26 protein-coding genes and 1 tRNA gene are annotated in these 26,271 nt (G+C 45.3%); 14 read left to right on the top strand and 13 right to left on the bottom strand.

Annotated features, from left to right (window positions below):
• Nucleotides 1-9 precede the first annotated feature (9 nt).
• Nucleotides 10-891 (top strand): cytochrome c oxidase subunit 3, encoded by an 882-nt coding sequence (locus PATL_RS21760; protein WP_011576928.1) that lies wholly within the window; start codon nt 10-12, stop codon nt 889-891.
• A 61-nt stretch (nt 892-952) separates the two neighbouring features.
• On the opposite strand, the gene PATL_RS21755 is transcribed toward PATL_RS21760, so the two are convergent.
• Nucleotides 953-1,162, bottom strand: a complete 210-nt coding sequence (locus PATL_RS21755; protein ID WP_011576927.1) for a DUF2909 domain-containing protein — start codon at nt 1,160-1,162, stop codon at nt 953-955.
• Nucleotides 1,163-1,231: 69 nt separating this feature from the next.
• Here PATL_RS21755 and PATL_RS21750 point away from each other — a divergent pair, with 69 nt between their 5' ends.
• The 6 genes from PATL_RS21750 to PATL_RS21725 are packed head-to-tail and all read left to right on the top strand — an operon-like array spanning nt 1,232 to nt 5,659.
• A complete protein-coding gene (locus tag PATL_RS21750) occupies nt 1,232-1,945 on the top strand; it encodes an SURF1 family protein (RefSeq protein ID WP_232283270.1) in 714 nt (237 codons plus the stop codon).
• Nucleotides 1,929-2,489 (top strand): hypothetical protein, encoded by a 561-nt coding sequence (locus PATL_RS21745; RefSeq protein WP_011576925.1) that lies wholly within the window; start codon nt 1,929-1,931, stop codon nt 2,487-2,489. Before PATL_RS21750 ends, PATL_RS21745 begins: the two co-directional genes overlap by 17 nt.
• 10 nt (nt 2,490-2,499) lie before the next feature.
• A complete protein-coding gene (locus PATL_RS21740) occupies nt 2,500-3,477 on the top strand; it encodes a COX15/CtaA family protein (protein WP_011576924.1) in 978 nt (325 codons plus the stop codon).
• A gap of 9 nt (nt 3,478-3,486) precedes the next feature.
• A complete protein-coding gene (gene cyoE, locus PATL_RS21735) occupies nt 3,487-4,404 on the top strand; it encodes a heme o synthase (RefSeq protein WP_011576923.1) in 918 nt (305 codons plus the stop codon).
• Nucleotides 4,401-5,039, top strand: a complete 639-nt coding sequence (locus tag PATL_RS21730; RefSeq protein ID WP_011576922.1) for an SCO family protein — start codon at nt 4,401-4,403, stop codon at nt 5,037-5,039. The genes cyoE and PATL_RS21730 overlap by 4 nt, the downstream gene beginning before the upstream one ends.
• A gap of 2 nt (nt 5,040-5,041) precedes the next feature.
• On the top strand, nt 5,042-5,659 hold the full coding sequence (locus tag PATL_RS21725) for a GNAT family N-acetyltransferase (RefSeq protein ID WP_011576921.1): 618 nt from the start codon (nt 5,042-5,044) through the stop codon (nt 5,657-5,659).
• On the opposite strand, the gene PATL_RS21720 is transcribed toward PATL_RS21725, so the two are convergent.
• Nucleotides 5,656-6,705, bottom strand: a complete 1,050-nt coding sequence (locus PATL_RS21720; RefSeq protein WP_011576920.1) for a polysaccharide deacetylase family protein — start codon at nt 6,703-6,705, stop codon at nt 5,656-5,658. The two genes, PATL_RS21725 and PATL_RS21720, sit on opposite strands and share 4 nt — an antisense overlap.
• 195 nt (nt 6,706-6,900) lie before the next feature.
• Here PATL_RS21720 and PATL_RS21715 point away from each other — a divergent pair, with 195 nt between their 5' ends.
• Complete coding sequence (locus PATL_RS21715) at nt 6,901-8,163, top strand: MATE family efflux transporter (protein WP_232283345.1); 1,263 nt, start codon at nt 6,901-6,903, stop codon at nt 8,161-8,163.
• On the opposite strand, the gene PATL_RS21710 is transcribed toward PATL_RS21715, so the two are convergent.
• Nucleotides 8,108-8,386 (bottom strand): hypothetical protein, encoded by a 279-nt coding sequence (locus PATL_RS21710; protein WP_041714148.1) that lies wholly within the window; start codon nt 8,384-8,386, stop codon nt 8,108-8,110. The genes PATL_RS21715 and PATL_RS21710 overlap by 56 nt on opposite strands.
• Before the next feature lie 12 nt (nt 8,387-8,398).
• Nucleotides 8,399-8,977, bottom strand: coding sequence for a Fe-S biogenesis protein NfuA (nfuA, locus tag PATL_RS21705; RefSeq protein ID WP_011576918.1), 579 nt, complete (start codon nt 8,975-8,977; stop codon nt 8,399-8,401).
• A gap of 159 nt (nt 8,978-9,136) precedes the next feature.
• Between nfuA and PATL_RS21700 the strand changes: the two genes are divergently transcribed.
• Nucleotides 9,137-11,695: a M14 metallopeptidase family protein gene (locus tag PATL_RS21700; protein ID WP_011576917.1), complete on the top strand. Its 2,559-nt coding sequence runs from the start codon at nt 9,137-9,139 to the stop codon at nt 11,693-11,695.
• On the opposite strand, the gene PATL_RS21695 is transcribed toward PATL_RS21700, so the two are convergent.
• The gene (locus tag PATL_RS21695) at nt 11,679-12,344 is read right to left on the bottom strand and encodes a ComF family protein (protein ID WP_041714657.1); all 666 of its coding nucleotides are present in this window, start codon (nt 12,342-12,344) and stop codon (nt 11,679-11,681) included. The genes PATL_RS21700 and PATL_RS21695 overlap by 17 nt on opposite strands.
• Nucleotides 12,345-12,461: 117 nt before the next feature.
• Here PATL_RS21695 and bioH point away from each other — a divergent pair, with 117 nt between their 5' ends.
• The 3 genes from bioH to PATL_RS21680 all read left to right on the top strand — a co-directional run bounded on the left by bioH (nt 12,462) and on the right by PATL_RS21680 (nt 14,606).
• Nucleotides 12,462-13,238, top strand: a complete 777-nt coding sequence (gene bioH / locus PATL_RS21690; protein WP_011576915.1) for a pimeloyl-ACP methyl ester esterase BioH — start codon at nt 12,462-12,464, stop codon at nt 13,236-13,238.
• A 68-nt stretch (nt 13,239-13,306) separates the two neighbouring features.
• Nucleotides 13,307-13,570: a hypothetical protein gene (locus PATL_RS21685; protein ID WP_011576914.1), complete on the top strand. Its 264-nt coding sequence runs from the start codon at nt 13,307-13,309 to the stop codon at nt 13,568-13,570.
• A 34-nt stretch (nt 13,571-13,604) separates the two neighbouring features.
• Complete coding sequence (locus tag PATL_RS21680) at nt 13,605-14,606, top strand: putative metalloprotease CJM1_0395 family protein (RefSeq protein ID WP_011576913.1); 1,002 nt, start codon at nt 13,605-13,607, stop codon at nt 14,604-14,606.
• Nucleotides 14,607-14,677: 71 nt separating this feature from the next.
• Here the strand turns inward: PATL_RS21680 and PATL_RS21675 are convergent, their stop codons facing one another.
• The 7 genes from PATL_RS21675 to trxA form a co-directional block, all read right to left on the bottom strand.
• On the bottom strand, nt 14,678-15,118 hold the full coding sequence (locus PATL_RS21675; RefSeq protein WP_011576912.1) for a hypothetical protein: 441 nt from the start codon (nt 15,116-15,118) through the stop codon (nt 14,678-14,680).
• A 206-nt stretch (nt 15,119-15,324) separates the two neighbouring features.
• Nucleotides 15,325-17,652 carry a Tex family protein gene (locus tag PATL_RS21670; RefSeq protein ID WP_011576911.1) on the bottom strand — a complete coding sequence of 776 codons (2,328 nt, stop codon included), beginning with the start codon at nt 17,650-17,652 and terminating at the stop codon, nt 15,325-15,327.
• Nucleotides 17,653-18,234: 582 nt separating this feature from the next.
• Nucleotides 18,235-18,310, bottom strand: a tRNA-Thr gene (locus PATL_RS21665).
• A gap of 84 nt (nt 18,311-18,394) precedes the next feature.
• Nucleotides 18,395-19,537 carry a 5-(carboxyamino)imidazole ribonucleotide synthase gene (locus PATL_RS21660; RefSeq protein ID WP_011576910.1) on the bottom strand — a complete coding sequence of 381 codons (1,143 nt, stop codon included), beginning with the start codon at nt 19,535-19,537 and terminating at the stop codon, nt 18,395-18,397.
• Complete coding sequence (purE, locus tag PATL_RS21655; RefSeq protein ID WP_011576909.1) at nt 19,534-20,025, bottom strand: 5-(carboxyamino)imidazole ribonucleotide mutase; 492 nt, start codon at nt 20,023-20,025, stop codon at nt 19,534-19,536. Before purE ends, PATL_RS21660 begins: the two co-directional genes overlap by 4 nt.
• A gap of 275 nt (nt 20,026-20,300) precedes the next feature.
• A complete protein-coding gene (gene rho / locus PATL_RS21650) occupies nt 20,301-21,566 on the bottom strand; it encodes a transcription termination factor Rho (protein ID WP_006995004.1) in 1,266 nt (421 codons plus the stop codon).
• A gap of 267 nt (nt 21,567-21,833) precedes the next feature.
• Nucleotides 21,834-22,160, bottom strand: coding sequence for a thioredoxin TrxA (gene trxA, locus PATL_RS21645; RefSeq protein WP_008303866.1), 327 nt, complete (start codon nt 22,158-22,160; stop codon nt 21,834-21,836).
• 101 nt (nt 22,161-22,261) lie between these two features.
• Between trxA and rhlB the strand changes: the two genes are divergently transcribed.
• The gene (gene rhlB, locus PATL_RS21640; protein ID WP_006995006.1) at nt 22,262-23,527 is read left to right on the top strand and encodes an ATP-dependent RNA helicase RhlB; all 1,266 of its coding nucleotides are present in this window, start codon (nt 22,262-22,264) and stop codon (nt 23,525-23,527) included.
• On the top strand, nt 23,524-25,035 hold the full coding sequence (locus tag PATL_RS21635; protein ID WP_011576907.1) for a guanosine-5'-triphosphate,3'-diphosphate pyrophosphatase: 1,512 nt from the start codon (nt 23,524-23,526) through the stop codon (nt 25,033-25,035). Before rhlB ends, PATL_RS21635 begins: the two co-directional genes overlap by 4 nt.
• A gap of 196 nt (nt 25,036-25,231) precedes the next feature.
• On the opposite strand, the gene hemB is transcribed toward PATL_RS21635, so the two are convergent.
• Complete coding sequence (gene hemB / locus PATL_RS21630; RefSeq protein WP_011576906.1) at nt 25,232-26,233, bottom strand: porphobilinogen synthase; 1,002 nt, start codon at nt 26,231-26,233, stop codon at nt 25,232-25,234.
• Between the last annotated feature and the right edge of the window lie 38 nt (nt 26,234-26,271).

Genomic DNA, 26,271 nt, shown 5'->3' with positions numbered 1-26,271 from the left:
GAACGAATAATGGCTCAGCCAGATTATGAAAAGTATTATGTTCCGGATAGCAGTCCTTGGCCGATAGTGGGAGCCATTGCATTATTTTTAATTGCTGTTGGTGCAGGTAACTTTGTGATTGAACAAACCAAAGGCACGTCTGGTTACGGTGGATATATTCTGACAGCCGGTTTTGCGACTCTGATATTTATGTTGTTTGGTTGGTTTAGAAATCAAATTCATGAGTCGATGAGTGGCTTATATAGCGATCAATTAGGGCGCTCATATCGACAAGGTATGGCTTGGTTTATCTTTTCTGAAGTCATGTTTTTTGCAGCATTTTTCGGTGCGCTTTTTTACGCTCGAATGATTTCAATACCTTGGCTAGGTGGCTCTGGCAACAACGCCGCTACAAATGAAGTGTTATGGCCTGCATTTCAAGCAATGTGGCCGCTGGTGCAAACCCCTGGCGGCACAGAAACAGAAGCCATGGGCTGGTATGGCCTACCTCTGATTAACACCGTCATCTTATTAATTTCATCCGTTACTTGTCATTTTGCGCATGTGGCACTTGAAGAGAATAAACGTGGCCGCTTGAAACTTATGCTTGGTATAACTGTGCTGCTTGGTGCGATTTTTATGTCGTTGCAGGTTGAAGAGTATATTCATGCTTATCAAGAAATGGGACTAACCCTGCAATCGGGTGTGTATGGCAATACCTTCTTCTTATTGACCGGCTTTCACGGACTGCATGTGACGTTGGGCGCAATTATCCTGTTTATTATGCTACTTAGGATCTTTAAAGGGCATTTTACTCCTGAAAATCACTTCGCTTTTCAAGCAGGTAGCTGGTATTGGCACTTTGTTGATGTGGTTTGGGTAATGCTGTTTTTCTTCGTGTATATATTGTAATTAAGGTGACGTACTCATAGGTTAAAAACGGGCTTGTGGGTACGTCGTGTAAAGTAAAATATTAGTAAGGACGTGGGTTGGGCTCAATAAGACCAGTGGCCATGGCGATAAGTATGACCACTACAATAGCCACCGAGGTTAATACCCGTCTTCCAATATATTTGCTCATATTCGCTTGTTTTGGTTCGTTTTTAAGCATTACAGTCATGGCTTTAAATAAGTTATAAATCATAACGATAAGTAGTATTCCGATGATTATCTTGATGAGCACTTTGTTCTTTCCTCTCGCTGTTATTTTTATTGTTGATTAGGCATGCTTAGGCTTATTAAGCGATTACCTATGATTTCTACACTAGTGACTTTGTGCGCAGTTGTCATCATGTTTGCACTGGCTAATTGGCAATTGCACAGAGGATTAGATAAAGCCAAGAGAATGCAAAGTATTGCTTATGTATCGAGTAACGCGTCATTGTCACTCGAGAGGGTACTTACTATCGATAAGGATATTCAGGATTTGCCGGTAAGCTTTAGTGGCGCAATTGATCCTCAAAAGATTTTTTTAGTCGATAATCGTATCCATCAAGGCCGCCCAGGGTTTGATGTGTATGGTGTAGCACGGGGGCAGACTCAAAACGTGCTGATTAATTTTGGTTGGATTGCAGGTAACTTAATGCGCAATGATCTACCACAAGTCACTTTGCCAAACACGTTATCGGGCGCACTAGGGAGAGTCGTTGAGCCCACAGACAACCCGATGATCACAGAAACAGCAACGCCAGAAGCAATATGGCCTAAGGTCATACAGCAAGTCGATATCCACTTTATAGAGCAAGTTATACAGTTAGAGTTGCCACCTTTCGTGATAACGCTAACGGACAGTAGTGATGATTTCATCCGCAACTGGCAACCCGTGGTTATGCCTCCTGAGAAGCATTATGCCTATGCTGTGCAGTGGATGGGTTTAGGCATCGCCGCTTTTTTAGTTTACTTTTTCGCACTTCGCGCACGTTTTCGCGCTGCACATAAGAAGGGATCCCATGAACAACACGAGTAACAAACGTTTGATTATCACACTCGCTGTGGTGTTTATTTTGCCTGTGGTGTTAGCCAAATTGGCTTTAGATAATAACTGGTTCAATAAAGCAGCGACTAACAAAGGGGAGTTACTATCACCCATATTAGACATGAGCGCTATTCAAGACAAAGCTGCTGAGCCCAAGTGGCAGCTGGTATACGTCTTACCTTCACAGTGCAGTATTGAGTGTGAGAATGCCTTGTACAGCGTTGAGCAAGTATGGACAGCGCTTGGAAAAGAGCATGACAGAGTGCGTGCAACTGTCATTAGTACACCTGATAGTGACGTCAGTGTCGCTAGGCGGTTGAATGAGCATAGTGCTGTTAAGTTGTTAAAAACTAACGCGGAAAGTGTTAATAATGTGTTTAAAGGTGAGCCGGTAGATGCTATTTTCATTGCTGATACCTTGAATAACGTGATTTTGCGTTATCCACTTCAAGTTGAGCAACAGCAAGCCATTTTGCATAGTCGTGACATTTTATCTGACCTACGCAAGCTGCTGAAATTATCACGTATTGGTTAGAGGGTCGTTCATGAGGAAATTGGTGTTGGCAGGCCTTATTCTTGCCATAACTGTGATTGTGCTAGGTGCATACACGCGGTTGACCGATGCAGGGCTGGGATGTCCAGATTGGCCAGGTTGCTACGGACACTACAAAGTGCCCGTAGCGCAAGAGCAGATAAATGCTGCAGAACTGGCGTTTCCTGAACGACCTTTAGAGCCCCAAAAAGCGTGGAACGAGATGATCCATCGCTACTTCGCGAGTGCGCTAGGCTTACTCATCTTGATCATCTTTGTGGTGAGCATAGTAAAGCGTGCTTATCATCGACCTATTAAGTTACCGTTTTTCCTGCTGTGCCTGGTCATATTTCAAGGCATGCTAGGTATGTGGACCGTCACCCTTAACCTTTTACCTATTGTCGTTATGGGTCACCTTTTAGGCGGCTTTGCCGTGTTGTCATCGTTGTTTCTGCTTTACTTACGCCTTCTACCATATCGCATACCAGGTGGTGATCAGCAAACCCGACGTCTAGCAAAGTTTGGCTTGATAGGGATCGCCATCCTTATAGGCCAAATAGCATTAGGCGGCTGGACATCAGCAAATTATGCGGCGCTAGCTTGTACCGAAATGCCAATTTGCGAGAGCAACTGGTACGAGCGCCTAGATTTTATAGGAGCTTTTAGCTTGCCAGAAGCAGATAACTACGAGTACGGGGTGCACGATTATGCCCAGCGTATGACCATGCATATAGTGCACAGGGCTGGCGCGCTAATTACGTTTATTTATCTGTGCTGGTTGGCTATTCGCATTTACGGGGTAGCAAGCTCTGGATTGTTAAAAAAAATTGCCACTATCATGGTATTGGTACTAGGCATTCAGGTCATTTTGGGTGTCAGCAATGTGGTATTCAGCCTGCCGGTCGGTGTGGCCGTTATGCATAATGCCGTTGCCGCTACACTACTACAAATTTTGGTGTTACTTAGTTACACCCTCTATCGCAAAACATAGGAGAGACCAATGAGCAAATCTGTTGGTGTTGCACCTCATAACATAGTAAATAAATCAGGCCTCCACTGGCGTGATTATTATGAGATGACAAAACCTAAAGTGGTAATGTTGCTCCTACTGACCGCTTTGGTAGGGATGTGTTTGGCGAGTGAAACTTGGATCAGTTGGAAAATACTTTTGGCAGGTTTGACCGGCATTGGTTTTTTATCTTCTGCAGCAGCGGTTATTAACCACGTAGTTGATCGTAAAATTGATGCGCAAATGGCGCGGACCTCGAATCGCCCGATGCCTAAAGGCAAAGTTTCTCCCCAGCGAGCGCTCGTTTTTGCAGGCGTGCTTACGGTGGTGGGCTACCTTATTTTAGAATTATGGGTCAATCGCTTAACCGCTTTGTTAACGTTAGCCAGTTTAGTGGGGTACGCATTTATTTATACTATGTATTTAAAACGCGCTACGCCTCAGAATATTGTTATTGGCGGGTTAGCTGGTGCAGCGCCGCCATTACTCGGTTGGACGGCGGTAACGAATGATATCCATGCACATGCATTACTCTTAGTGCTCATCATATTCATTTGGACCCCCCCACATTTCTGGGCGTTGGCCATTCACCGTGAAAAAGACTACGCTCGGGCTAAAATCCCGATGCTGCCATGCACGCACGGGATCGAATTTACTAAAACATCCATTTTACTGTACACGGTGCTATTAGCGCTCATTAGCGTGTTACCTTATCTGATTGGCATGACAGGCGCGATATATTTGCTAGGCTCCAGCGCATTAAATGCTGGCTTCTTGTATTATGCATGGAAATTAAAATTCGCCAGTGACGAACACACCGCTATGAAAACGTTTAAGTTTTCGATTATCCATTTAATGGTACTGTTTGTGGTCTTACTGGTTGACCATTATATGAGATTTACTTTTTGAGCAGATTAAATGTAGCGTTGATCGCCTTAGTGGCATTGGTTGTCGGTGTTGTGATCGCAGTGACTATAGCGCCCCCGAAGAGTGATGAAACGCAGTATATTAAGCTTTACCCGCAGGCGAGAGCCTTGCCTGATTTTTCTTTGACTGACAGTAAAGGCCAACCACTAACCAATAAAAACTTGCAAAATCAATGGACGCTCGTTTTCGTTGGCTACACTTTTTGCCCTGATATTTGTCCCACAACGCTGGCTGACTTAAGCAGCATTTATCCTGAGTTGCAACGCATTAAAGGGCCTTACCCGGTCAAGGTGGCGTTTATTTCGGTCGACCCAGCGCGAGATACAACAGAAAGACTAGCGGAATATATCGATTTTTTTGAACCTGACTTTATAGCCGCAACCGGCGAGCATGCTGATTTGTTTCCTTTCGTTCGCGCAATGGGCATGATGTATTCGACGTCACAAAGCACAGACGACGAAAACTACTTGGTGGATCACAGTTCATCTGTGGTGGTGGTAAATCCGCAAGGTCATGTTGTGGGTCGCTTTAAACCAGAGTTTGCCCCAGGCAAAGTTGCAGTGAGCGACAGTAAACGGATTCTGCATGACATGACTATCTTAGCGACAACCAAATAACTGTGCCTCGCGTACGTCAGGCAACAGCTCAAGACACGCAAGAAGCGGTAGCCTTGATTATCTCTTCTGCGCCTGAAGCCATTCCCCTTTTATTTAACCAACAATCCCTGCAGCATCAATATTTTGCGCGCAGTTACATGAAACAAGCTTTTTTACATCAACATGGCCAATTTGGCTTTGGTAATCATTGGGTCATAGAGTTGCAAGGGCAACTTGCTGGGATAGGCTGTGCATGGCAACGTGAAATGGGGGCAATGTATGTACAAGCAACTCTTGAAAGCATGACACAGTATTACCAAGGTACTGATGTTCTTGAAGTGTTGAATCGATGCCAGTCATTACAGCAAGTATTTGCTCGTCCTGCAGACGATGAATTGTGTATCGGGCATATCGGTGTTGCAAAGGCGTTTCAGCGAAAAGGACTATGCATTGAACTCCTAACTCATTTTACAGAAAAGGCTAATGAGTTAGGCAAACAATTTCTTACCTTAGACGTTAAGCAAGACAATGCGCCCGCTATACATTGTTATCAAAAATTTGGCTTTAACATTGAGCGCTCTACTGTGGATAGCAGCCCAATGAAATTGGGCACCTACCTGCATATGAGAAAAACGCTTTAATCTAACCACTGCCCCTTATCTGAGGTAATAAACCAAGGTTTTGAGTACCAATAATAACGTGAGGGCGCGCGCTTGCTCGGCGCTGTGCAGTTTATTCTGGAGCGCCCGGCAGGCAATTTTTGTTTAAAGTCCACTCTGATCAATGCCTGGTTCACGGTGATTTTCTGTGCATCACCCTGAAAATAGCAGGTAATTTGTGCGTTGTTTATATCATCGCTTTGCACGCTGAATTCGAAGGTAAAAGGTTCGCCACTAACGAGTGGTGTATTTGGCGATGGATTTTGTACTGGCATAGCAAGACTGGCCATTTTCACTTTTAGACGTGCCAAATTCGCGTAAATACCGGCTGCCGGAAAGCGCGGAAGCGCTGAAAAATCACTAAAGCTTGCAATAGCACCAGAGTGCTGAGCAAAGCTCACGTAACCTAATTGGGTAAGCTGTTTTTGTAGTTCAGGGGAGTATTCACCGTAAGGATAGGCTAAGAATTTATCTCGTACGTTTAAATTATCTTCTAGTAATTTTTCGGCTTGTTGAATATCGCTGATACGACGAGCTAGCCATGCTTCATCACTCTCATTGGCTAACCGATTAAGTAAATGCTCATGACGCAAATTATGGTTGGCAAAGCTGGCACCTTGTTTAGTCATGGCCCGCATGTCTTCCCAGCTCAAGTGATAATTCACCTTACCAACCAAGTCAGGATTGATGAAAACCGTATACGGTAAGTTGAGCCTAGCGAGTATCGGGTGACCGTTTTGATAAATGTTGTTAAAGCCATCATCAAAGGTTACCGCGATAGCGTTTTCAGGTAGCGGCTGCTCGTTTTGTAACGTAGTAACTATGTCTTTTAATGGTAAAACATTATAGTTTTCAGCCAAATAAGTCATATGTTCGTTAAATGTGTCGGGTGAAACACTGGTAGAAGCAGGCGTATCTTCGCTCACGTGGTGATAAAGAAGGATAACCGCGTTGTCACTGGCTCGGGCACTGTTGATTGAGATGCAAAAACCAAGACAAACCATTACATAAAAAATGATACGATCCATAACGTTCCCTTTGAGAGGCTTTGAATGGCGCTAGTGTAACATTGAATGCTTAGTGCATAACGGACGAGAAACTGCTTTCCCGTATTTATTTTTATCTATTAAGTGAGATTTTTCTTGGCTATATCTCCAGCTCGTGAACAACACCGTTTTTGGCACTTGGCCTCCCATAAACAGCTGATTCTGTTAGCGCTACCAATGATCTTAAGCAATATAACCACGCCACTTATTGGTATGGTCGATACTGCTGTGTTAGGTCATATGGGCAGTAGTCATTATCTGGCTGGCGCAGCAATAGCCTCTCTAATTTTAACTCAGACCTATTGGTTGTGTGGCTTTATTCGTATGTCGAGCACAGGCTTAAGCGCCCAGGCCAAAGGCGAGCAAAACAATGAAAACAAGAGTAGAGTGTTCTGGCAAAGCTGCAGCGTAGCTTTGGTTATCGGTCTGGCAATATGGGCCGCGCAAACACCTCTACTGACATTAGGAATTCATTTCGCTCAACCAGAAGCGCAACTTCTTAATGTTATTCAACAATATTTTAGTGTGCGTATTACCGGGGCTCCAGCCGCTTTGGTCAATCTGGCCATCATTGGCTGGTTGATAGGCCAACAAAAAACAAAGCAAGTACTTTATATTCAAATATTTGCCAATTTACTCAATGCTGGGTTAAGTGTCTTACTGGTATTCGTGTTTGATGCAGGCGTTAAGGGTGTCGCGGTAGCAAGTGTTGCTGCTGAATACAGTATTTTGATACTTGGCGTTTGGGTGGCGATAAAAGGAATGGGCTTACAAAAGCCTCATTGGGGCTTGTGGCGGTGGTCTTCATTGGCGCAGCTGATGAGCCTAAACGGTTATAGTTTTGTGCGTAATTTGGCACTGCAATTGTGCTTGGCGTTCGTTATTTTTCAAGGGGCCAGATTTGGGCCATTAACGGCCGCGAGCAACGCGATTATCATGCAATTTTTTGCACTGATTGCGCTAGGGTTAGACGGCATTGCTTACGCTGTTGAGGCGTTAACAGGTGAAGCTAAAGGAAAAAAAGACGCCCGTGAAATTAATCGCGTGGTAATGCGCGGTTTATTTTGGTCATCCGTAGTGGCTGGCGGTTACAGCTTAAGCTTTGTAGTATTTGGTCAGCAGATCATCGCAATACTGACGGATTTGCCAGAACTTAGAAACTTCACTGCGCAGTACCTATTCATCATCTGGTTGTTGCCCATCGTGAGTCATTGGTGTTTCCTACTGGACGGCGTGTTTGTGGGGCTAACACGAGCAAAGGCAATGCAAAACAGTATGTTGCTTAGCGCCACGTTTTTCTTTTTTCCTAGCTGGTGGCTACTGCAAGAATATCAAAACTATGCTTTGTGGGTCGCATTGTTGTTGTTAATGCTCGGGCGGGGCCTTAGTCTTGGCGGTTACTTTGCTTATCTTTATCGCGGTGGGCGTTTGATAAACTAAACGCATTCTGCATGCGGTAGGCCAAAATACCTATATAGCCATACAAGGCCAACACACAGCCAATGCCAAGCCCTATCAGTCCTGGAATTTGCAGCCACACCCAATTTTGACTGCCAATGAGTATCAGTATGACGCCAATAACAAAAAAGCCGAGGCCGTATTTAAAACGACCCCAGCTTTTATGTGGATCAGCGACTAATTTACTCAGTTGCTTTTTAAGCATGTTAACGACTAATTAGTAGTAAGAGTGCTCGCCGGCTTCATGTTCGGTAGCGTCTTTCACTGCTGTTAACTCGCCAGAAAATTGGGCTAACATTTGCTTTTCAATACCATCTTTAAGCGTCACATCAACCATTGAACAGCCGTTACAACCGCCGCCAAACTGAAGTATAGCTTCACCTTTTTCGGTGATCTCCATCAGCATAACCTTACCGCCGTGGCTGGCAAGTTGCGGATTGATCTCTGCTTCAATCATATAATTAATGCGCTCTTCTAGTGGGGCATCGTCATCAACTTTACGCGCTTTGGCGTTTGGTGCTTTCAAGGTTAATTGAGAGCCCATTTGGTCAGTCACAAAGTCAATTTCTGCTTCGCTTAAAAAAGGAGCACTTTCTGCATCAACAACGGCATCAAACCCATTAAATTCTAGGGTGGTGTCGGTTGATTCCACGGCGTCTGGTGGGCAATAGGAAACACCACATTCAGCGCTAGGCGTACCGGGGTTAACGACAAAAACCCGAATATTAGTGTCAGGCTCTTGTTTTTCAAGCAATTTACAAAAGTGCGCTTGGGCTGTATCTGAAATAGAAATCATAAAAAAGGTCCTGTATTTGAAACATATCGAGATTGTATCAAAATTACTTGACTAAAACACTCAAGTAATAATGTTTACTTATGTCAATTTCAGCTAAAACATGCGAACCTTTCAGGATAACTTTCAGGCTAATTTTGATGTAACAAAAGGTGTAAACGTATGAAGTGCGGTTGGTTTTGGGGTTTTGTGTGTTCTGTTTTTTTGTCTGTTTCGGCGCAAGCGCTCACCGATAACGAATATTTACCCGCCAATACGCAGTTTAACGATGCCATCCCTAGCCCTTCCCAAGTCCTCGGGGCGTCTGTGGGTGAATGGCATGTGCGCCATGATCAACTAGTAGAGTACATGCGCATTTTGGCTGACAAATCTGATCGAGTGTCACTGCAGGAAACCGGCCGAACCCATGAAAATAGGCCTCTGTTGTTACTGACGTTTACGGCAGCTAAAAACCAACAAAATATTGAATCTATTCGTAACAATCACCTCGCTTCGTTCGGGCAAAAAAGGGTCTCAGATGATCCTCTCATATTGTGGATGGGCTACAGCGTACACGGTGATGAATCATCCGGTGCCAATGCTGCATTGCTGGTGGCTTATTATTTAGCGGCAGCGCAAGATGAGGCTGTTCAGCAATTGCTTGAAAATAACGTAGTACTCATGGAGCCGAGCATTAACCCTGATGGCTTAGCAAGATTTGCCCAGTGGGCGAATGGCAATCGTGGCCAGCAATTAGTGGCAGACTCAAATCACAGAGAGCATCAGCAGCCTTGGCCGAGTGGTCGAACAAACCACTATATGTTTGATTTAAACCGCGACTGGTTATTGCTGACGCACCCTGAATCACAGGCGCGTATTGCGCAGTTTCAGCGCTGGCGCCCCCATGTACTTACAGACTTTCATGAGATGGGTACCAATAGTAGCTATTTTTTTCAGCCGGGGATCGCGTCGCGTAATAATCCTTGGACGCCCAAACGTAATACCGAACTGACAGCCGAGTTAGCCAAATTTCATGCAGCTGCGCTGGATGAAAAAAAACAGCTGTATTTCACTCAAGAAGCCTACGATGATTTCTATTATGGCAAAGGTTCGACGTATCCAGACGCCCAAGGCAGCATAGGGATTCTATTTGAGCAGGCCAGCAGTCGTGGACATAAACAAGAGTCTATCAATGGTGAACTGAATTTCACTGATACCATTCAAAATCAAGTCACCACGTCTCTTTCAACGTTCAAGGGAGCACTGGCCAATAAAGCCGAGTTGTTGGCTTACCCAACAGAATTCACTGAACAAACCAACGAACTGATAAAAGACGATAAAACGGTGGGTTATCTTCTTAGTGAATCAAAAGATGCAACCCGCTTTTCTGACCTCAAGTCGATATTGCAGCAACATCAAATCAGGTTTAATTACCTGAATAAAGAAATGCGCGTAGATGATCTGACTTATCAGCCATTGAGCAGTATTTTTGTGCCGTTAAACCAGCCTCAATATCGCCTAGTGAAATCGCTTTTCTCTGAGCGTAAAAGCTTTAATGATAATAGTTTTTACGATGTATCAAGCTGGAACTTGCCTCTTGCATTTAATATTCAATACTCCCCAGTGGAGCGAAAGTTGTGGCGCAAAATGCCTGTTGCCAATGAGCCCAATAATCAGCCGGAAAACAGTCTCCCAGTCAATACTGAGAGCGCATACGCGTATGGGTTTTCTTGGGCCGACTCAAAAGCACCTAAGTTACTAAGCCAACTGCTCCGCGAGGGCGTGCAAGTTAAAATTGCAGGATCTGATTTTGCTGCCGCAACCGATCAAGGTAATATTAGTTTTAGCGCGGGTTCGGTACTGATCCCATTAGCGCTGAAACAGCCTGACAATCTAGTGGCATTGCTTAATAACGGTGCAAATGAAACGAGCATTAAAATTTGGCCCATTTTATCAGGCCTAACGGCACAAGGTATCGACATTGGCAGCCGTGAAATGTTCGCCGTCAAGAGCCCTCAAGTGTTGCTAGTTGGCGGTGATGGCACATCACAATATGAAGTGGGTGAAGCGTGGCATTATTTGGATACCGTGGTGGGGATGCCTGTCACTGTCACTGATTTACCTCGCTTTTCTCGTCTTGATCTCTCTCGCTATAGTCACATCATTTGGGTTAGCGGAGATTATTCTGACGTACCCGAGAAAACAGTTAGATCGCTGGAAAAATGGTTGTCTGCGGGTGGAGTAATGATAGGCCAGCGAACAGCGGCAAAATGGTTTGCTGACAAAGACTGGCTTAAGGCATCGTTTTTAAATGAAGATGAAATCAAACGTGCGTTTTCCAAGAAAGACTTAACCTACGCAGATAAAGACCGATTAGCGGCTAAGCAGCGTATCGCAGGGGCGGTATTTGAGACGCAATTAGATACCAGTCATCCACTTACCTTTGGCTTTCCCCGTTCGCATTTACCTTCATTTAAAAACAGCACAGTCGTGATGCGTGCGCCTAAAACGCCGTTTATCACAGTTGGGCGTTACACTTCACGCTCCCTCGTGTCTGGTTACGCTGCTGATGAGTTGCAAGAGCTTATTAATAATAGCGCTTCTATCGTGGCTCACAGTGTTGGAAAAGGTAAAGTGATTGCGTTTACCGACAACCCAAACTTTCGTGGTTATTGGCGCGGAACAAGGCGTTTGTTGAGCAACGCAATATTCTTGTCCAGTTTAATTAATGCTCCAGGGTAAGACACATACACCATACATCCACTCGTAAACTTGGATGATGCTTATTTAGCAGTTGGTGCACGGCCTCAACGGTAGCGCCTGTGGTGATCACGTCATCCAATATGGCGATGTGTTGATAGCTTAGGGGACGCTGAAGTGTAAACGCATTTTTCATATTGGCTTTTCGCTGAGCGCTGGAGAGAGACGTTTGCGTTTGTGTGGCTTTATGTCGAGTGATCGCATCAGTCACTAACGGGATGCCGGTTAGGGCTGAAATGCGTTTCCCTAACTCGATACTTTGATTATATTTGCGTTCTTGATAGCGCCTCGGGTGCAGCGGAACTGGCATGAGCGCTTGAGGCATTGCGCAGCGGCTGTTCAGCGCATGTGCAACAAAAAGTTTGGCCAAAGCGTTGGCGTGCAGGATTTTATTAGAAAACTTCAAGCTAGTGAGTAATCGCGACAGAGGCCACTGATAATCAGCTAGCGCTAACACGTTATTTGCCGTCAGATGCTTTAAACCGCGTTTCGCTTTGGGCCAATTCAATAAATTGTAGTCGTATTTTTCACACTCAAACAAAGTTAAGTCATCCCTGCAGTAATCACAAATAAGCGCGTCGCTGTCTTGCCTGCACAGCAAACATTGTTGTGCTATTTTGGCCGCTTGTATGCTTTTGACTTTTGTAAGCCCTAGCCAATTAAGGGTGAACACTTCTAAGCCATTCACTTGATTTCACTTTTTTCATCTCTACACTGACACACCAGTTCTTAAGGGTAGTAGATTTATATGCACACGACTTTGAAAACACGTACGGTAGGCAGTGGTCCTAATTTCGTTCTACTTCATGGATGGGGAGTGAATAGCGGTGTTTGGCAGCCAATAGCCAAGCAGCTCGAGCAACATTTCAGCGTTACTTATGTTGATTTGCCAGGCTTTGGTGAGAACAATCAAATAATGCCTAAGCCGTACGATTTAAAAAATCTGGCTGAGTGTGTAGCGAACGTGCTCCCTGAGAACAGTGTGCTTGCAGGCTGGTCGTTAGGTGGCTTGGTTGCTCAACATGTTGCATTACTTGAGCCTACGAACGTTAAACAGTTGATACTAATAGCCACATCACCCAAATTCCAAAAAGGTAATGATTGGGCGGGGATTGATCCGAATATTCTGCAAGCGTTTTCGCAGCAACTAGTGAAAAACCTGAGCAAAACCATAGAGCGCTTTTTGGCAATACAGGCCATGGGCAGTGATTCAGCGAAAACAGATATTAGAAAGATAAAAAACAGTATAGAAGCGTCGCCCCAGGCGGATATTGCCGCACTGACAGCGGGGTTAGATATTTTAGAGCATGTTGATTTAAGAGACCAAATAGCGGCTTTGAAAATGCCGATACATTGGATGTTGGGGCGCCTTGATAGCTTAGTGCCTGTAAAGCTTCAAGGATATGTACAGCGAAGCTTAGCTAAAAATCACAGTGTTACGATTTTCCCCCATGCTTCACATGCGCCATTTATATCGCACACAGAGGATTTCCTGATTGATCTGATGGAAAACACCCTCAGGTGAAAAGTCGCTGTTAAAATGACATTTTTTGGTTAATAATTAACCACGAGAGGTTAGTAGAGGTACTCAGTGTGGACATTTCAAATAACAGCAACATCAGCGGCGCTTTTGCCAGTGGTTTACAGGGCGTGCAGCGCGGCACAGAGCAAGTTACGCAGGCATCCAGAGAGATTGCCAGCTTAAATGGCGATGCACAACAGGGCAGCCTATCCAGTGCTAACCTGACTAGTAGCGTGATAGAGCTTCAAACAGGTGCGATAGGAGTTGAAGCCTCAGCTAAAGTAGTAGATGTAGCTAATGACACCATAGGCACTTTACTAGACACCTTTGCATAGGTTCACTAACCAATAGGTATCATTAAGATATAAAATGAACATTGTAACGCCTATCCCAACGGCGGTTGTTTTTACTACCGCCAATATCAACACTGAAGCTGCTCGCAGAGATAATACCCTGCGCGAAACAGTACCAGCGTTGACTGGGTCTGAAAATTCAGCCGCAGAATCGGGATTAGCCAGTGATCATGACAAAGTAAAAAGCCCCGCTCAACCCCTTGTATATGAGCGCCCTCAAGTGCAATCCCAAGGCGATCCTGCATCGGATATTCAGAAAAATGCTGATCAGGACAACGCCCAGCAAGAAAGTGCGGGTAAACAAGACGCTGAACAAGAACAACAAGCCCAGCAAGAGCAGCAAGAAAAAGCCCAAATAGACGAGTTGAAAAAACGCGATACTGAAGTACGTACTCACGAGCAAGCTCATGCCAACACAGGTGGCCAATACGCTGGCGCACCCAAGTATGAGTATACAACCGGACCGGACGGCAAGCGTTATGCCACAGGCGGAGAGGTGTCTATTGATGTATCAGTTGAGAATTCTCCTGAAGACACTATTCGCAAAATGCAGCAAGTCAAATCTGCAGCTCTCGCTCCTGCTGAGCCCTCGGCGCAAGACTTGAGGGTAGCGGCTGAAGCCAGCCAAAAAACGTTTGAAGCACGCAAAGAGCTAGCAGAAGAAAAAAGTGAAGGTGTTGGTGTTGTTGCTCAAAATGATACACAGAGTGATACCCAAGGTGAAAATGTAAATGCGGCAGGTAAATCGACTGTTAAATCAGAATTTGGCCCTGAGTTAGATGAAATAGTACGCGGTACTGATGAAGGTACGCCAATCCGAGACCTAGATACATCTGAAGTCGCTAAAGCCACCTTGAAAAGTGAGCAACGAGGTGACGTTTTTGCTAGTGAGACAGGCAATGCATTTGCTACTCAAGCTAGCAGAGACGACAACACCTTAGTAGCGGAGCGTGTTGTTCAACGGTATTACCAAGGGGTAAGCGAACCCAAAAGCTATGGTTTGAATTTCTCAGCCTAATAAAGCTGGTATTTATCACCAGCGCCATCGACCAAACTTCCTATAAATTAAATTCACAAACACCGCTCATATTAATAACCGTAATTATTGGCGAATTTACGTTTATCCTCTGGGGTGGCCGTTTCGTTACACATGCCGAGGATATGCAGTCGACTACTTGATTCGTAAGTGTCTATTTCGGTGTAGCCCTCACGGCAATAACCTGACTCGCTGAGCTTCGTTTCAAGGTGGGCAAATAGTTCATCGAGTCGTCTTTCTTTCGGATCGTCACTTTTGGCTTTGTTCTTGTTACCTCTCTTCTGTGGCGGGCCGCCAGCACCGCCACGCTCTGGTTTACTTCTAACCGAGTTTTGGTTCGCGCTAATACTGAAATTAAACACTTTCTCGTTAGTATTTTTGATGTTTGTAGCGAACATATCGGGCTCTTTAGGTTGCGGTTTAGGCTTGCCTGCGCAGGCACTTAATACAATAGGTACCACAAGCGTTAAAGGAAGTAGTTTTTTCATCGTCATAGTGGACTCACGTTATCAATTATTGGGAAGCGTTTCTGTGTGTATGACGTTAAAGAAGGATTGATAGTTTCTGTCGGGTATGTAAAAGCTGTGTAAAGGTTACCCCAGTCAAGTGGCGACTAACGAGCAAATAGGATGTATTTATTATAGACATAAAAAAACCGGTGAACGGTGTCACCGGTTATCGTATTCGCTTTTAACCTTTTCTATTTTTTCGCTTTGGCAAAGGCATCGGCAAAGGCATTGCCCATCGCTTGATTAGCAGAAGCAGGTGCGGGTTTCTTATTTTGAGTCTTACCACTTGGCCTGTTGCCTTGACGAGGTTTATTGTCACTGTTGCCGCGGCTTTGATTCGGCTTGGCGCTGATATCGTCATTCAAGCGCATGGTGAATGACACACGCTTACGCGCCACATCTACTTCCATTACCTTGACCTTAACAATGTCACCGGTTTTGACGATTTCCCGTGGGTCAGAAATGTATTTGTCAGTCATAGCCGAGATATGCACTAAACCGTCTTGGTGGACACCTACATCAACGAACGCGCCAAAATTAGCGACGTTGCTCACTACGCCCTCTAAAATCATGCCTTCTTTTAAATCGTTAAGCGACGACACGCCCTCTTTAAAGGTGGCGGTTTTGAATTCAGGACGAGGGTCTCGGCCTGGCTTAAGTAGCTCACTGATGATATCAGTCACTGTGGGCAACCCGAATGAATCATCCACAAATTGCTGCGGCTCAAGCTTTTTCAATAGCTCAGTGTTACCAATTAAATCATTAACAGCACTGCCTGAGTTACTCACTATGGCTTGGACCACAGGGTAAGCTTCAGGGTGAACTGCCGAGGCATCAAGCGGGTTAGTGCCATTTACTATGCGTAAAAAGCCAGCGGCTTGCTCGTAGGCTTTTGGCCCTAAGCGTTCTACTTTTAACAAGTCTTTGCGACTGCTAAACGCGCCATTGGTATCTCTGAAATTTACGATGTTGGTGGCAAGTGTGCGGTTTAAGCCTGATACATGACTTAATAGCGCGGCCGAAGCCATGTTTAAATCCACGCCAACGGCGTTTACACAATCTTCAATAACACGGTCAAGTGAGCGCCCCAAGTTACTTTGGCTTACGTCATGTTGGTACTGACCAACACCGATAGCTTTGGGTTCAATTTTAACCAGCTCTGCGAGTGGATCTTGTAAGCGCCTAGCGATGGATACAGCGCCGCGAAGCGACACATCCATATCGGGTAGTTCATTTGATGCCAGCTCAGAGGCCGAATAAACCGATGCGCCTGCTTCACTGACCATAATTTTGCTCAAACCCAGTTCGGGGTTAGCTTTAATAACCTCTGCGGCGAGCTTGTCTGTTTCACGTGAACCTGTGCCGTTACCAATGCTGATTAACTTCACCTTGTGTTGCTTACACAGCATACCTAGCGTTCGCAGGCTTTTGTCCCACAAATTTTGCGGCACATGGGGGAATATGGTGCTGGTGGCTAGCACTTTACCTGTGGCATCAACGATTGCCACTTTTACGCCGGTACGTAAACCGGGATCAAGACCCATGGTGGTTTTCGCCCCAGCAGGCGCCGCCATCAACAAGTCATTTAAATTTTTAGCAAACACCTGAATTGCTTCTTGTTCGGCTTTTTCTTTTATCACACCAAACAATTCTGTTTCCATGTGAAGAGCAATTTTTACTTTCCATGTCCACTGAACGACACTCGCTAACCACGCATCCGCCGCACGGTTACTAAAATTCAAACCCAGATGCTGGGCAATGATGTGTTCACCGAATGAGCTTTTGTCTGATTCTTCTTTTTGCGGATCAGCATCCATTGATACTTGCAGAAAGTTCTCATTTCGGCCGCGAAACAAGGCTAGGCAGCGGTGCGATGGTATTTTACTGAGGCGTTCACTGTGCGCAAAGTAATCTGAATATTTAGCCGCTTCTTTTTCTTTACCTTTAACCACACTGCTTTTGATATGAGCGTTTTCCATTAAGTACTGGCGCACTTTTTGTAGCAATGCTGCATCTTCAGCAAATTTCTCCATCAAGATGAATTTTGCCCCCTCTAACGCTGCCTTTTCGTCAGCTACGCCCTTATCTGCAGCAATGAACTTTGCGGCTTCAGACTCAGGCGATAAGGTCGGGTCGGCAAATAAAGTGTCTGCAAGAGGCTGTAAGCCTGCTTCGATGGCTATTTGCCCCTTAGTGCGACGCTTAGGTTTGTAAGGCAGGTATAAATCTTCTAATTCGGTCTTGTTGTCGCAGCTTAAAATACTGCGCTTAAGTTGGTCTGTAAGCTTGCCTTGCTCATCAATCGTTTTGAGGATCACGTTACGTCTGTCATTAATATCGCGCAGGTAAATCAAACGCTGCTCAAGCTGACGGAGTTGAATGTCATCTAAGCCATTTGTGGCCTCTTTACGATAGCGAGCAATAAAAGGGACACTCGAGCCTTCATCTAACAAGGTGACGGCAGCTTGTACTTGAGTGGGTTTTACCTGAAGTTCACTCGCGATTTTTTCAATGATCATGTAACGGCCCTATTTTGGCGAAGTTATGCAGATTTACTGTATTTAACAAATGGCTTAACAAGGCGATATATGGCCTCGACGGTAAAATACCAGAGTAGCGACACATTATTACTGATTATTTTTGAAATTGCAGAGCTTGGTTGTCGAGTTGCGAAAAAATGGTTGGGGTTTAGGCGGCTCCACGGTATTAAATATATGACTAGCGACAGTGGTGATGACTGACGTTCCTATTGCAGATACGCGGGCTCAAAGGAAATGGAGTAACATATAAGTGTATTTTTGTTTCTCGTGACTGAAGCCTTCGTACTAAAGGTGCTGACGCTGCTTTTATCTTTTCTATTGACTCCAATTTTCCATGGACTTGCCAGATGATCAAACCGGGATGAGCCAGTGGATTTTAGGGGCGCAGTTTTTGATAGGTGAACGATTAGCTTCGGATTCTTTACACTATGTCTGTCCTTCAAGTGTAAGGAGTGCATGTGCTAGTGGCTGAAAGTCATAAATGAACGTAGCGAATAGAATATAAAATTTTAGTGCCCGAAGGGCATAAACAAACAGGGACTTTAGTACAAAGAAGGGAAATGGTGCCGACTACCGGAGTCGAACTGGTGACCTACTGATTACAAGTCAGTTGCTCTACCAACTGAGCTAAGTCGGCACACTAGATTCCCGCTCTAGGCAGCTATGTGCTAGAGCGAGGCGACATTCTATTGATTCCACTTTTGTTGTCAACCAAAAGTTATTATTTTATCTGTAAAAGGCGCTCTGCTTCACTGTTCAGTGTCGGGAAATAGCTTTTCGGTAACCACTTTTGCAGTTTCTGCATCGCTTCGCCCAGTTCAGCGTAATCATTGCCAGTGATATTGATGTGGCCCATCTTGCGCTTGGCGCGTGGGGTTTTCATATAGCCGTGTAAATGGGTTCTAGGTACACTGAGCATGTCTTTTGGCGGTAAATCACAACCAATTACGTTAAGCATTACGCTTGGTGCCAACACTTGGGTTGAACCTAGTGGTAATTCACAGATAGCGCGCAGGTGATTTTCGAACTGACAGGTATCGGCACCTTGCATGCTCCAATGCCCTGAGTTATGCACGCGTGGGGCGATTTCATTGACTAGCAGCGTGTCACCCATCTGGAAGAATTCCACTGCCAGTACGCCAACGTAATTTAGCTCGCTAGCGAGGGCGGTAAAAATCTGCTCGGCTTGAGTGACTAATTCAGGGGTGATGGCCGGTGCAGGTGCAACACAGGTATGCAACTGGCCTTGATGATGTAGGTTTTCAACCAAAGGATAAAGAGCGATCTGTCCGTTCTTACCGCGTGCGCCAACTAATGACACTTCACGCTCAAAGCTGAGCATTTTTTCAACCACTAAAGGCACTTTCTTTAAATCAAGCTCGGCCAGTGCTTGCTTGATATCAGGCAGTTGCTCTTTGCTAGATAAGCGCCATTGACCGTAACCGTCGTAGCCGTCGCGGCTGGCTTTAATGATCAGCTTTTCGCCTAGTTGTGCAACGGCTTGTTCGAGCTTAGCCGCGTCATCCACAATCATGTAAGGGCAATTGGCGATATTGAGCTTGTCGAGTAACGCTTTTTCTTTAACTCTGTCAGCTCCGGCTGCGATGGCTTCAACACTTGGCATCAGCTTACCACTACGATTGACTTGTTCAAGTAAAGGCTCTGGAATGTGCTCGAACTCAACAGAAATCGCGTCGGCGGCCTCAATAGCCGTTTCAAGGTGAATATCCATCACCTTTTTGTCTATGGGGTTAACCACTTTATGGTTGCTTACATCTACCGCTCGTACTTCAATTCCTAGGGGCACACCTGTTAGCGCCATCATTCTGGCGAGTTGGCCGGAGCCTAAAATCAGCACGTTCATTCAGGTAGTTCCAGTGCGGGTTGGGCTAATACGTCAGCCGTTTGTTTTTGTCTGAATTGAATAATCGCATCGCGTACGGTTTCATCATGCAAAGCAACAACTTGCGCGGCAAGTAAGCCGGCGTTAGCTGCGCCAGCTTCACCTATAGCTAAGGTACCTACAGCAACGCCTTTGGGCATTTGTACAATTGAGTACAAAGAATCTACTCCACTTAGCTGGCTTGAACGCACGGGCACACCAAATACCGGCAGGTGAGTATGCGCGGCTATCATGCCAGGTAAGTGCGCAGCGCCGCCAGCGCCACCAATAATCACTTGGTAACCTTTGTCGGCTGCCGTTTCTGAAAATTCTGTTAACAGGGCAGGGGTGCGATGAGCCGACACCACTTGGGCGTGATAACTTACGCCTAAGGCATCTAACATTTTTGCCGCTTGGGCCATGGTGGGCCAATCAGACTTTGAACCCATAACAATCGCAACTTGAGGCATTTTCACTCCCACTATATTTCGGTTTTATTTGGTGCAGCGGACTTGAACAAGCAGATGAAATCTCATGCTGATAGACAAGATATTGCTGACCAGTAAATTTCGGAAACGGATTGTAGCTCAATTCAAACAACGAGTCCCGCTTGAACGTTAATTGAGCAACTTTCTGTGTCTTTTTATCGGTTTTTACTTTTTTCAGAAGATAAAGCACCGTAAAAACAAAAATCCGCTGCGGGCGAACCTGCAGCGGATTTTAAAAAACGTATTATGCTGTGATGCTAGCTTTTTTGCTTGCGCATCGCAGTGAAGAATTCATTATTGGTTTTGGTCATAGACAACTTACCAATTAAAAATTCAATTGCGTCAATTTCTGACATTTCATGCACGATTTTACGTAAGATCCACATCTTTTGTAATTCGTCTGGGGTGGTCAGTAATTCTTCGCGGCGAGTACCAGAGCGATTGTAGTCAATCGCTGGGAAAACACGCTTTTCCGCAATTTTGCGGTTCAGGTGTAATTCCATGTTACCCGTACCTTTAAACTCTTCGTAGATAACTTCATCCATTTTAGAGCCAGTATCGATAAGCGCAGTAGCAATAATGGTTAAGCTGCCGCCTTCTTCGATGTTACGCGCAGCACCAAAGAAACGCTTAGGCTTGTGTAATGCGTTAGCATCAACACCACCAGTAAGTACTTTACCGGATGATGGGATTACGGTGTTGTACGCTCGGGCTAAACGTGTGATTGAATCAAGTAAGATAACCACATCTTTCTTGTGTTCGACTAGACGTTTGGCTTTTTCAATTACCATTTCAGCCACTTGTACGTGACGACTCGCAGGCTCATCAAAGGTAGAAGCAACCACTTCACCTTGTACAAGGCGTTGCATCTCAGTCACTTCTTCTGGGCGCTCATCAATCAACAATACCATGAGCAAACATTCTGGATGATTTGCTGCAATTGATTGGGCGATGTTCTGTAGTAAAAGCGTTTTACCGGCTTTAGGCGGTGCAACGATAAGACCACGTTGACCACGGCCGATTGGAGAGGCTAAATCAAGTACGCGAGCAGTAATATCTTCGGTACTGCCGTTGCCTCGCTCCATGACTAAACGCTCATTGGCATGCAGTGGCGTTAAGTTTTCGAATAAGATTTTGTTACGGGCGTTTTCAGGGCGGTCAAAGTTAACTTCGCTGATCTTCAACAGGGCAAAGTATCGCTCGCTGTCTTTGGGGGGGCGAATTTTACCTGAAATGGTATCGCCGGTGCGCAAGTTAAAGCGACGTATCTGACTAGGTGATACGTAGATATCATCTGGTCCCGCCAAGTATGATGCGTCGTTAGAACGCAAGAAACCAAAGCCGTCTTGAAGTATTTCTAGGACGCCGTCGCCGAAAATATCTTCACCACTTTTGGCGTGGGTTTTCAAAATTGAAAATATAATGTCTTGCTTACGAGCGCGAGCCATGTTTTCTAGGCCCATTTTTTCGGCCAGTCCAACCAGCTCACTGATGGGTTTGTTCTTGAGTTCCGTTAGGTTCATATTGGTGGGTCTTTTCATGCTTGAAAGTTTTGCCATATCAGCAAAAATTGATTGAATGGTTCAAAGGTATTTACTTATAAAAATCTCTGATTGGTGCGAAAGTACAGGTCTGTTCAGGTGTGAACAATGAAAAGTTAGCACCAAAATCACGGTACGTCTAGTGAAAATAGTGGTTTAAAAGGTATTACATTGAACAAAGCTTTGCACAAAGAGTATACAAGAAATAAAAAAGCCCGATTTGGTCGGGCTTAATTTTTCAGCACTTAATTAGATGTTTTCGTTCAAAAACTCTTCTAATTGGCTTTTAGATAGTGCGCCGACTTTAGTTGCAGCTACATTTCCGCCTTTAAATAAAAGCAAAGTAGGGATGCCACGGATACCATACTTAGGTGGTGTTTCGTTATTTTCATCGACATTCAGCTTGCCAACTGTTAACTTGCCGTCGAATTCGTCAGCAATTTCATGCAAAATTGGCGCAATCATCTTACACGGACCGCACCATTCCGCCCAGAAGTCAACTAGTACAGGACCAGTAGCATTGATAACATCTGCCTCGAAACTATCGTCCGATAACTGGATAATTTTGTCGCTCATTCTTTTCTCCGTCATTAATTCTAGCGCCGATATAATTCAGCGTGATCGTGATTGTTATATAGAAACTGTTTTTTAATGCAAGCACTGATAAGCTATAAGCTATGCAAACAACTCATTTAACCGAAACACATTTCGCGGACTTGCCAATCAATGAGCAAGTCGTTAAGGCGTTATCCGCCGCAAACTTTAGTCACTGCACGCCCATTCAAGCGTTAAGCTTGCCCCCTCTATTAGAAGGGAATGACATAGCAGGTCAAGCGCAAACCGGAACCGGTAAAACTATCGCGTTCTTGGTGGCAACTTTTCATTACTTGCTAAGTAATCCGCAGCCCACTAAAAAACAACCAAGAGCCATTATTATGGCGCCAACCAGAGAGTTGGCGGTTCAGATCTTTAACGATGCTGAACTGCTAAGTCAACACACTGGTTTGTCTCTCGGTTTGATTTATGGGGGCGAGGGTTATCAAAGTCAACGGGAAAAGCTGGAAGAAGGTGTAGATATTATTATCGGCACTACCGGCAGGATCATTGACTACTACAAGCAGAACATTTTTTCGTTAGCCGGTATTCAAGTCGCTGTACTTGATGAAGCGGACCGTATGTTCGATTTAGGCTTTATTAAAGATATTCGTTATCTTTTCAATCGCATGCCTAAACCGACAGAGCGTTTAAGCATGTTGTTCTCGGCGACGTTGTCGTACCGAGTACAAGAGCTAGCTTATGAGCACATGGATAACCCCACTCACGTGCAAGTTGAGCCCGAACGCAAAACCGGCACGCGCATCAAAGAAGAGCTCTTTTATCCTTCTGATGAAGATAAAATGGCCTTGCTACTTAGTTTGATGGAAGAAGAATGGCCGGATAAAGCCATTGTTTTTGCGAATACTAAGCACAGCTGTGAGAAAGTTGCCGACTGGCTACAAGCAGATGGTCATCGAGTGGGTCTATTAAGCGGTGATGTTCCTCAGAACAAGCGCTTAAAAATCCTTGAAGATTTCACGTCTGGCAAGCTAGATATACTGGTTGCTACCGATGTGGCCGCTCGAGGCTTGCACATTCCTATGGTTAGTCACGTGTTTAACTATGACTTACCAGATGATGCTGAAGATTACGTACATCGTATCGGCCGCACCGGTCGTGCTGGTCAAAGCGGTAGCTCAATCAGCTTTGCTTGTGAACGTTACGCGTTAAACTTGCCAGCGATTGAAACCTACATTGAGCATGCTATTCCGGTAACAGAATATCAAGCTGATGCACTACTTCGAGATGTGACACCACCTAAGCCTCGCCATAAAAAGCGAATGCAGAATGGTCGCAACCCTCAGAAGCGCCAATCATCAGGCTCGCGTAACCGCAGGAAGCCATGATTACATCTACCCGATTACCGCAAAATCACCCCGAAGAGCTATATGCAGCCGTTGATTTAGGTTCAAATAGTTTTCACTTAGTGATAGTTCGCGTGGTAGCGGGTAGTGTACAAATTATTGGTAAAGTGAAGCAAAAAGTGCGTTTAGCCGCAGGGCTAGACGATAACATGATGCTTGACAATGAAAGTTTAGAGCGCGGCTGGCGCTGCCTCGAAACGTTCGCAGAGCGTCTGCAGGACATTCCCCGAGACAACATTCGTGTGGTGGCAACCGCCACGTTACGTTTAGCTAAAAATGCTGACGTATTTACCGTAAAAGCCCAACAAATCCTCGATCACACACTAAGCGTTATCAGTGGTGAAGAAGAAGCACGGCAAATTTATTTGGGCGTGGCATACACCTCTGCCAATCAAGGTAATTCTTTGGTTATTGATATTGGTGGCGCGAGTACCGAGATCATTATCGGCAACGATATGACCCCCATTCATCTGGTTAGTCTCAACATGGGCTGCGTGACGTTTAAAGAGCGTCACTTTGCAGGTGATGTCCTCAGCGAGGAAAACTTTGCAGCAGCGATTGATGCAGCCAAAGCGATGGTCGATGCTGTTGCAGATAAGTTCGTATGCTTTGACTGGCAGCAGTGCTTAGGCGCATCAGGTACACCTCAAGCGATTACAGAAATCTTAGTTGCCCAAGGGATCAGTGATGCCATTAGGCTCGACTATCTTTACAACTTGCGCCAGCAATGTATTGATTGCTCGACGCTCGACAACTTAATAATTGATGGTTTGGATGAATCCAGGCGGATTATTTTCCCCAGTGGCTTAGCCATTCTCATCGCTTTATTCGAATCGTTGTCTATCCGCGATATGCAGATATCAGGGGGCGCACTACGAGAAGGTCTTATCTATGGCATGCTGGAAAACATGCAGCAGAATGACCGCCGTATGCAAACGATCCATCAGCATATGCAGCACTTTCACATTGATTCGGAGCAAGCGGAACGGGTCACTGAGGTCGCCCTGACGTTGTTTAAGCAACTTAGTGAGCAAACTGACGTTGACGGTATCGATGGTGAGGCCATGCTGGTTGCGGCCGCTATGTTGCATGAAACTGGTTTACACATTGAATACAAATTGCATCACAAGCACGGTGCTTACATTTTAGGTCACGTGCCTATGGTGGGGTATACCAATTTACAACGTGATGGCATAAAAACGCTGGTATTGAATCATCGTCAGCAAATATCACCTGAAGTATTCGATCAAAACCACAGTGAAACCCGGGGCATTATGCGCAGCCTAGTAAGGGTGCTGCGTCTAGCTTGTATTTTGTCGATACGCCGTAAAGATAACCTTCTACCGCAATTTTGCTTAGAGGTAGAAGAAAATGACTGGCGCTTAGTGTTCCCCGAAGGCTGGTTGAAAGCGCATCCTTTAATCGATGCAGAATTGGCTAATGAGAAGTGGCAGCAACACAAAATGGGTTGGCACCTCACCTGCGAGTAATGCTATTTTCAACGCGCGATCTACCTTAGTTTTCTGACCAATTTTTTTAACTCACGTTCCCAACAGCGCATCAGAAAGTATTCCTCTTGACAGTGTTTCTCGCAAAGCTCATGTGCGTACATCTTTACTTGTTTATACAAACAAAAACGCCAGCAAATCTGCCAGCGCTTGTATCAAAACCTCACAAATCTAATTTCTATTTATCTCGCACTAAAATTTGCGCTGCTTGTTTGGCAAAGTAGGTCAAAATGCCGTCTGCGCCGGCGCGTTTAAAGGCTAACAAAGATTCCATAATCACAGATTCTTCATCTAACCAGCCTTGCATGAATGCAGCTTTGTGCATGGCGTATTCGCCACTTACTTGATAAGCAAAAGTCGGCACAGCAAATTCGTCTTTACAACGACGCACTATGTCTAAATATGGCATACCAGGCTTCACCATAACCATGTCTGCGCCCTCGGCAATATCAAGGGCGATTTCACGCACTGCTTCGTTGGAATTTGCAGGATCCATTTGGTAGCTCTTTTTGTTGCCACCTTTAATATTGCCAGCAGAGCCGACCGCATCGCGGAATGGGCCGTAGTAGTTGGACGCATACTTAGCGGAGTAAGCCATGATGCATGTGTTGATATATCCGTGGCTCTCCAGCGCTTGACGAATAGCACCGATGCGGCCATCCATCATGTCTGATGGGGCAACAATGTCAGCACCCGCCTGAGCGTGGGATAAGGCCTGCTTGATAAGTACCTCTATCGTTTCATCGTTAAGTACGTAACCCTCGTCGTTCAGCAGGCCGTCTTGCCCGTGAGAGGTGAATGGGTCTAAGGCGACATCTGTGATAATGCCCATATCGGGCACAGCGGCCTTCAAAGCGCGTACGGCATGCTGGGCTAAACCATCAGGGTTAAACGCTTCACTGGCACATTCTGATTTGCGCTCAAGGGGCGTAACCGGAAACAGCGCAAGCGCTGGAATGCCCAGTGCGTGTAACTCTTTTGCTTCTTCGACCAACAAATCGACAGATAAACGCTCAACGCCGGGCATTGATTCAATGGCCTCACGCTGATTATTGCCTTCTAACACGAATACCGGATAAATGAGATCTTTGACGGTTAATTGGTTTTCTGCCATGAGGTCTCGGGTGAAGGTGTGGCGTCGCATACGGCGCATTCGTGTTTGAGGATAAATTTCGGCCATGTTAGATGTCCTGTAAGGTTAGGTCTTAATAAATTCGA

It is taken from the genome of Paraglaciecola sp. T6c (genome assembly GCF_000014225.1).
Taxonomy (GTDB): domain Bacteria; phylum Pseudomonadota; class Gammaproteobacteria; order Enterobacterales; family Alteromonadaceae; genus Paraglaciecola; species Paraglaciecola atlantica_A.
This window is presented reverse-complemented; position numbering and strand designations above follow the sequence as displayed.

Excerpts from the sequence above, each read along its gene's own strand:
- PATL_RS21760 (WP_011576928.1), top strand. The coding sequence starts at position 10 with ATGGCTCAGCCAGATTATGAAAAGTATTATGTTCCGGATAGCAGTCCT.
- PATL_RS21750 (WP_232283270.1), top strand. The coding sequence starts at position 1,232 with ATGATTTCTACACTAGTGACTTTGTGCGCAGTTGTCATCATGTTTGCA.
- PATL_RS21745 (WP_011576925.1), top strand. The coding sequence starts at position 1,929 with ATGAACAACACGAGTAACAAACGTTTGATTATCACACTCGCTGTGGTG.
- PATL_RS21740 (WP_011576924.1), top strand. The coding sequence starts at position 2,500 with ATGAGGAAATTGGTGTTGGCAGGCCTTATTCTTGCCATAACTGTGATT.
- cyoE (WP_011576923.1), top strand. The coding sequence starts at position 3,487 with ATGAGCAAATCTGTTGGTGTTGCACCTCATAACATAGTAAATAAATCA.
- PATL_RS21720 (WP_011576920.1), bottom strand. The coding sequence starts at position 6,705 with ATGGATCGTATCATTTTTTATGTAATGGTTTGTCTTGGTTTTTGCATC.
- PATL_RS21715 (WP_232283345.1), top strand. The coding sequence starts at position 6,901 with ATGATCTTAAGCAATATAACCACGCCACTTATTGGTATGGTCGATACT.
- PATL_RS21710 (WP_041714148.1), bottom strand. The coding sequence starts at position 8,386 with ATGCTTAAAAAGCAACTGAGTAAATTAGTCGCTGATCCACATAAAAGC.
- nfuA (WP_011576918.1), bottom strand. The coding sequence starts at position 8,977 with ATGATTTCTATTTCAGATACAGCCCAAGCGCACTTTTGTAAATTGCTT.
- PATL_RS21700 (WP_011576917.1), top strand. The coding sequence starts at position 9,137 with ATGAAGTGCGGTTGGTTTTGGGGTTTTGTGTGTTCTGTTTTTTTGTCT.
- bioH (WP_011576915.1), top strand. The coding sequence starts at position 12,462 with ATGCACACGACTTTGAAAACACGTACGGTAGGCAGTGGTCCTAATTTC.
- PATL_RS21680 (WP_011576913.1), top strand. The coding sequence starts at position 13,605 with ATGAACATTGTAACGCCTATCCCAACGGCGGTTGTTTTTACTACCGCC.
- PATL_RS21675 (WP_011576912.1), bottom strand. The coding sequence starts at position 15,118 with ATGACGATGAAAAAACTACTTCCTTTAACGCTTGTGGTACCTATTGTA.
- PATL_RS21670 (WP_011576911.1), bottom strand. The coding sequence starts at position 17,652 with ATGATCATTGAAAAAATCGCGAGTGAACTTCAGGTAAAACCCACTCAA.
- PATL_RS21660 (WP_011576910.1), bottom strand. The coding sequence starts at position 19,537 with ATGAACGTGCTGATTTTAGGCTCCGGCCAACTCGCCAGAATGATGGCG.
- purE (WP_011576909.1), bottom strand. The coding sequence starts at position 20,025 with ATGCCTCAAGTTGCGATTGTTATGGGTTCAAAGTCTGATTGGCCCACC.
- rho (WP_006995004.1), bottom strand. The coding sequence starts at position 21,566 with ATGAACCTAACGGAACTCAAGAACAAACCCATCAGTGAGCTGGTTGGA.
- trxA (WP_008303866.1), bottom strand. The coding sequence starts at position 22,160 with ATGAGCGACAAAATTATCCAGTTATCGGACGATAGTTTCGAGGCAGAT.
- rhlB (WP_006995006.1), top strand. The coding sequence starts at position 22,262 with ATGCAAACAACTCATTTAACCGAAACACATTTCGCGGACTTGCCAATC.
- PATL_RS21635 (WP_011576907.1), top strand. The coding sequence starts at position 23,524 with ATGATTACATCTACCCGATTACCGCAAAATCACCCCGAAGAGCTATAT.
- hemB (WP_011576906.1), bottom strand. The coding sequence starts at position 26,233 with ATGGCCGAAATTTATCCTCAAACACGAATGCGCCGTATGCGACGCCAC.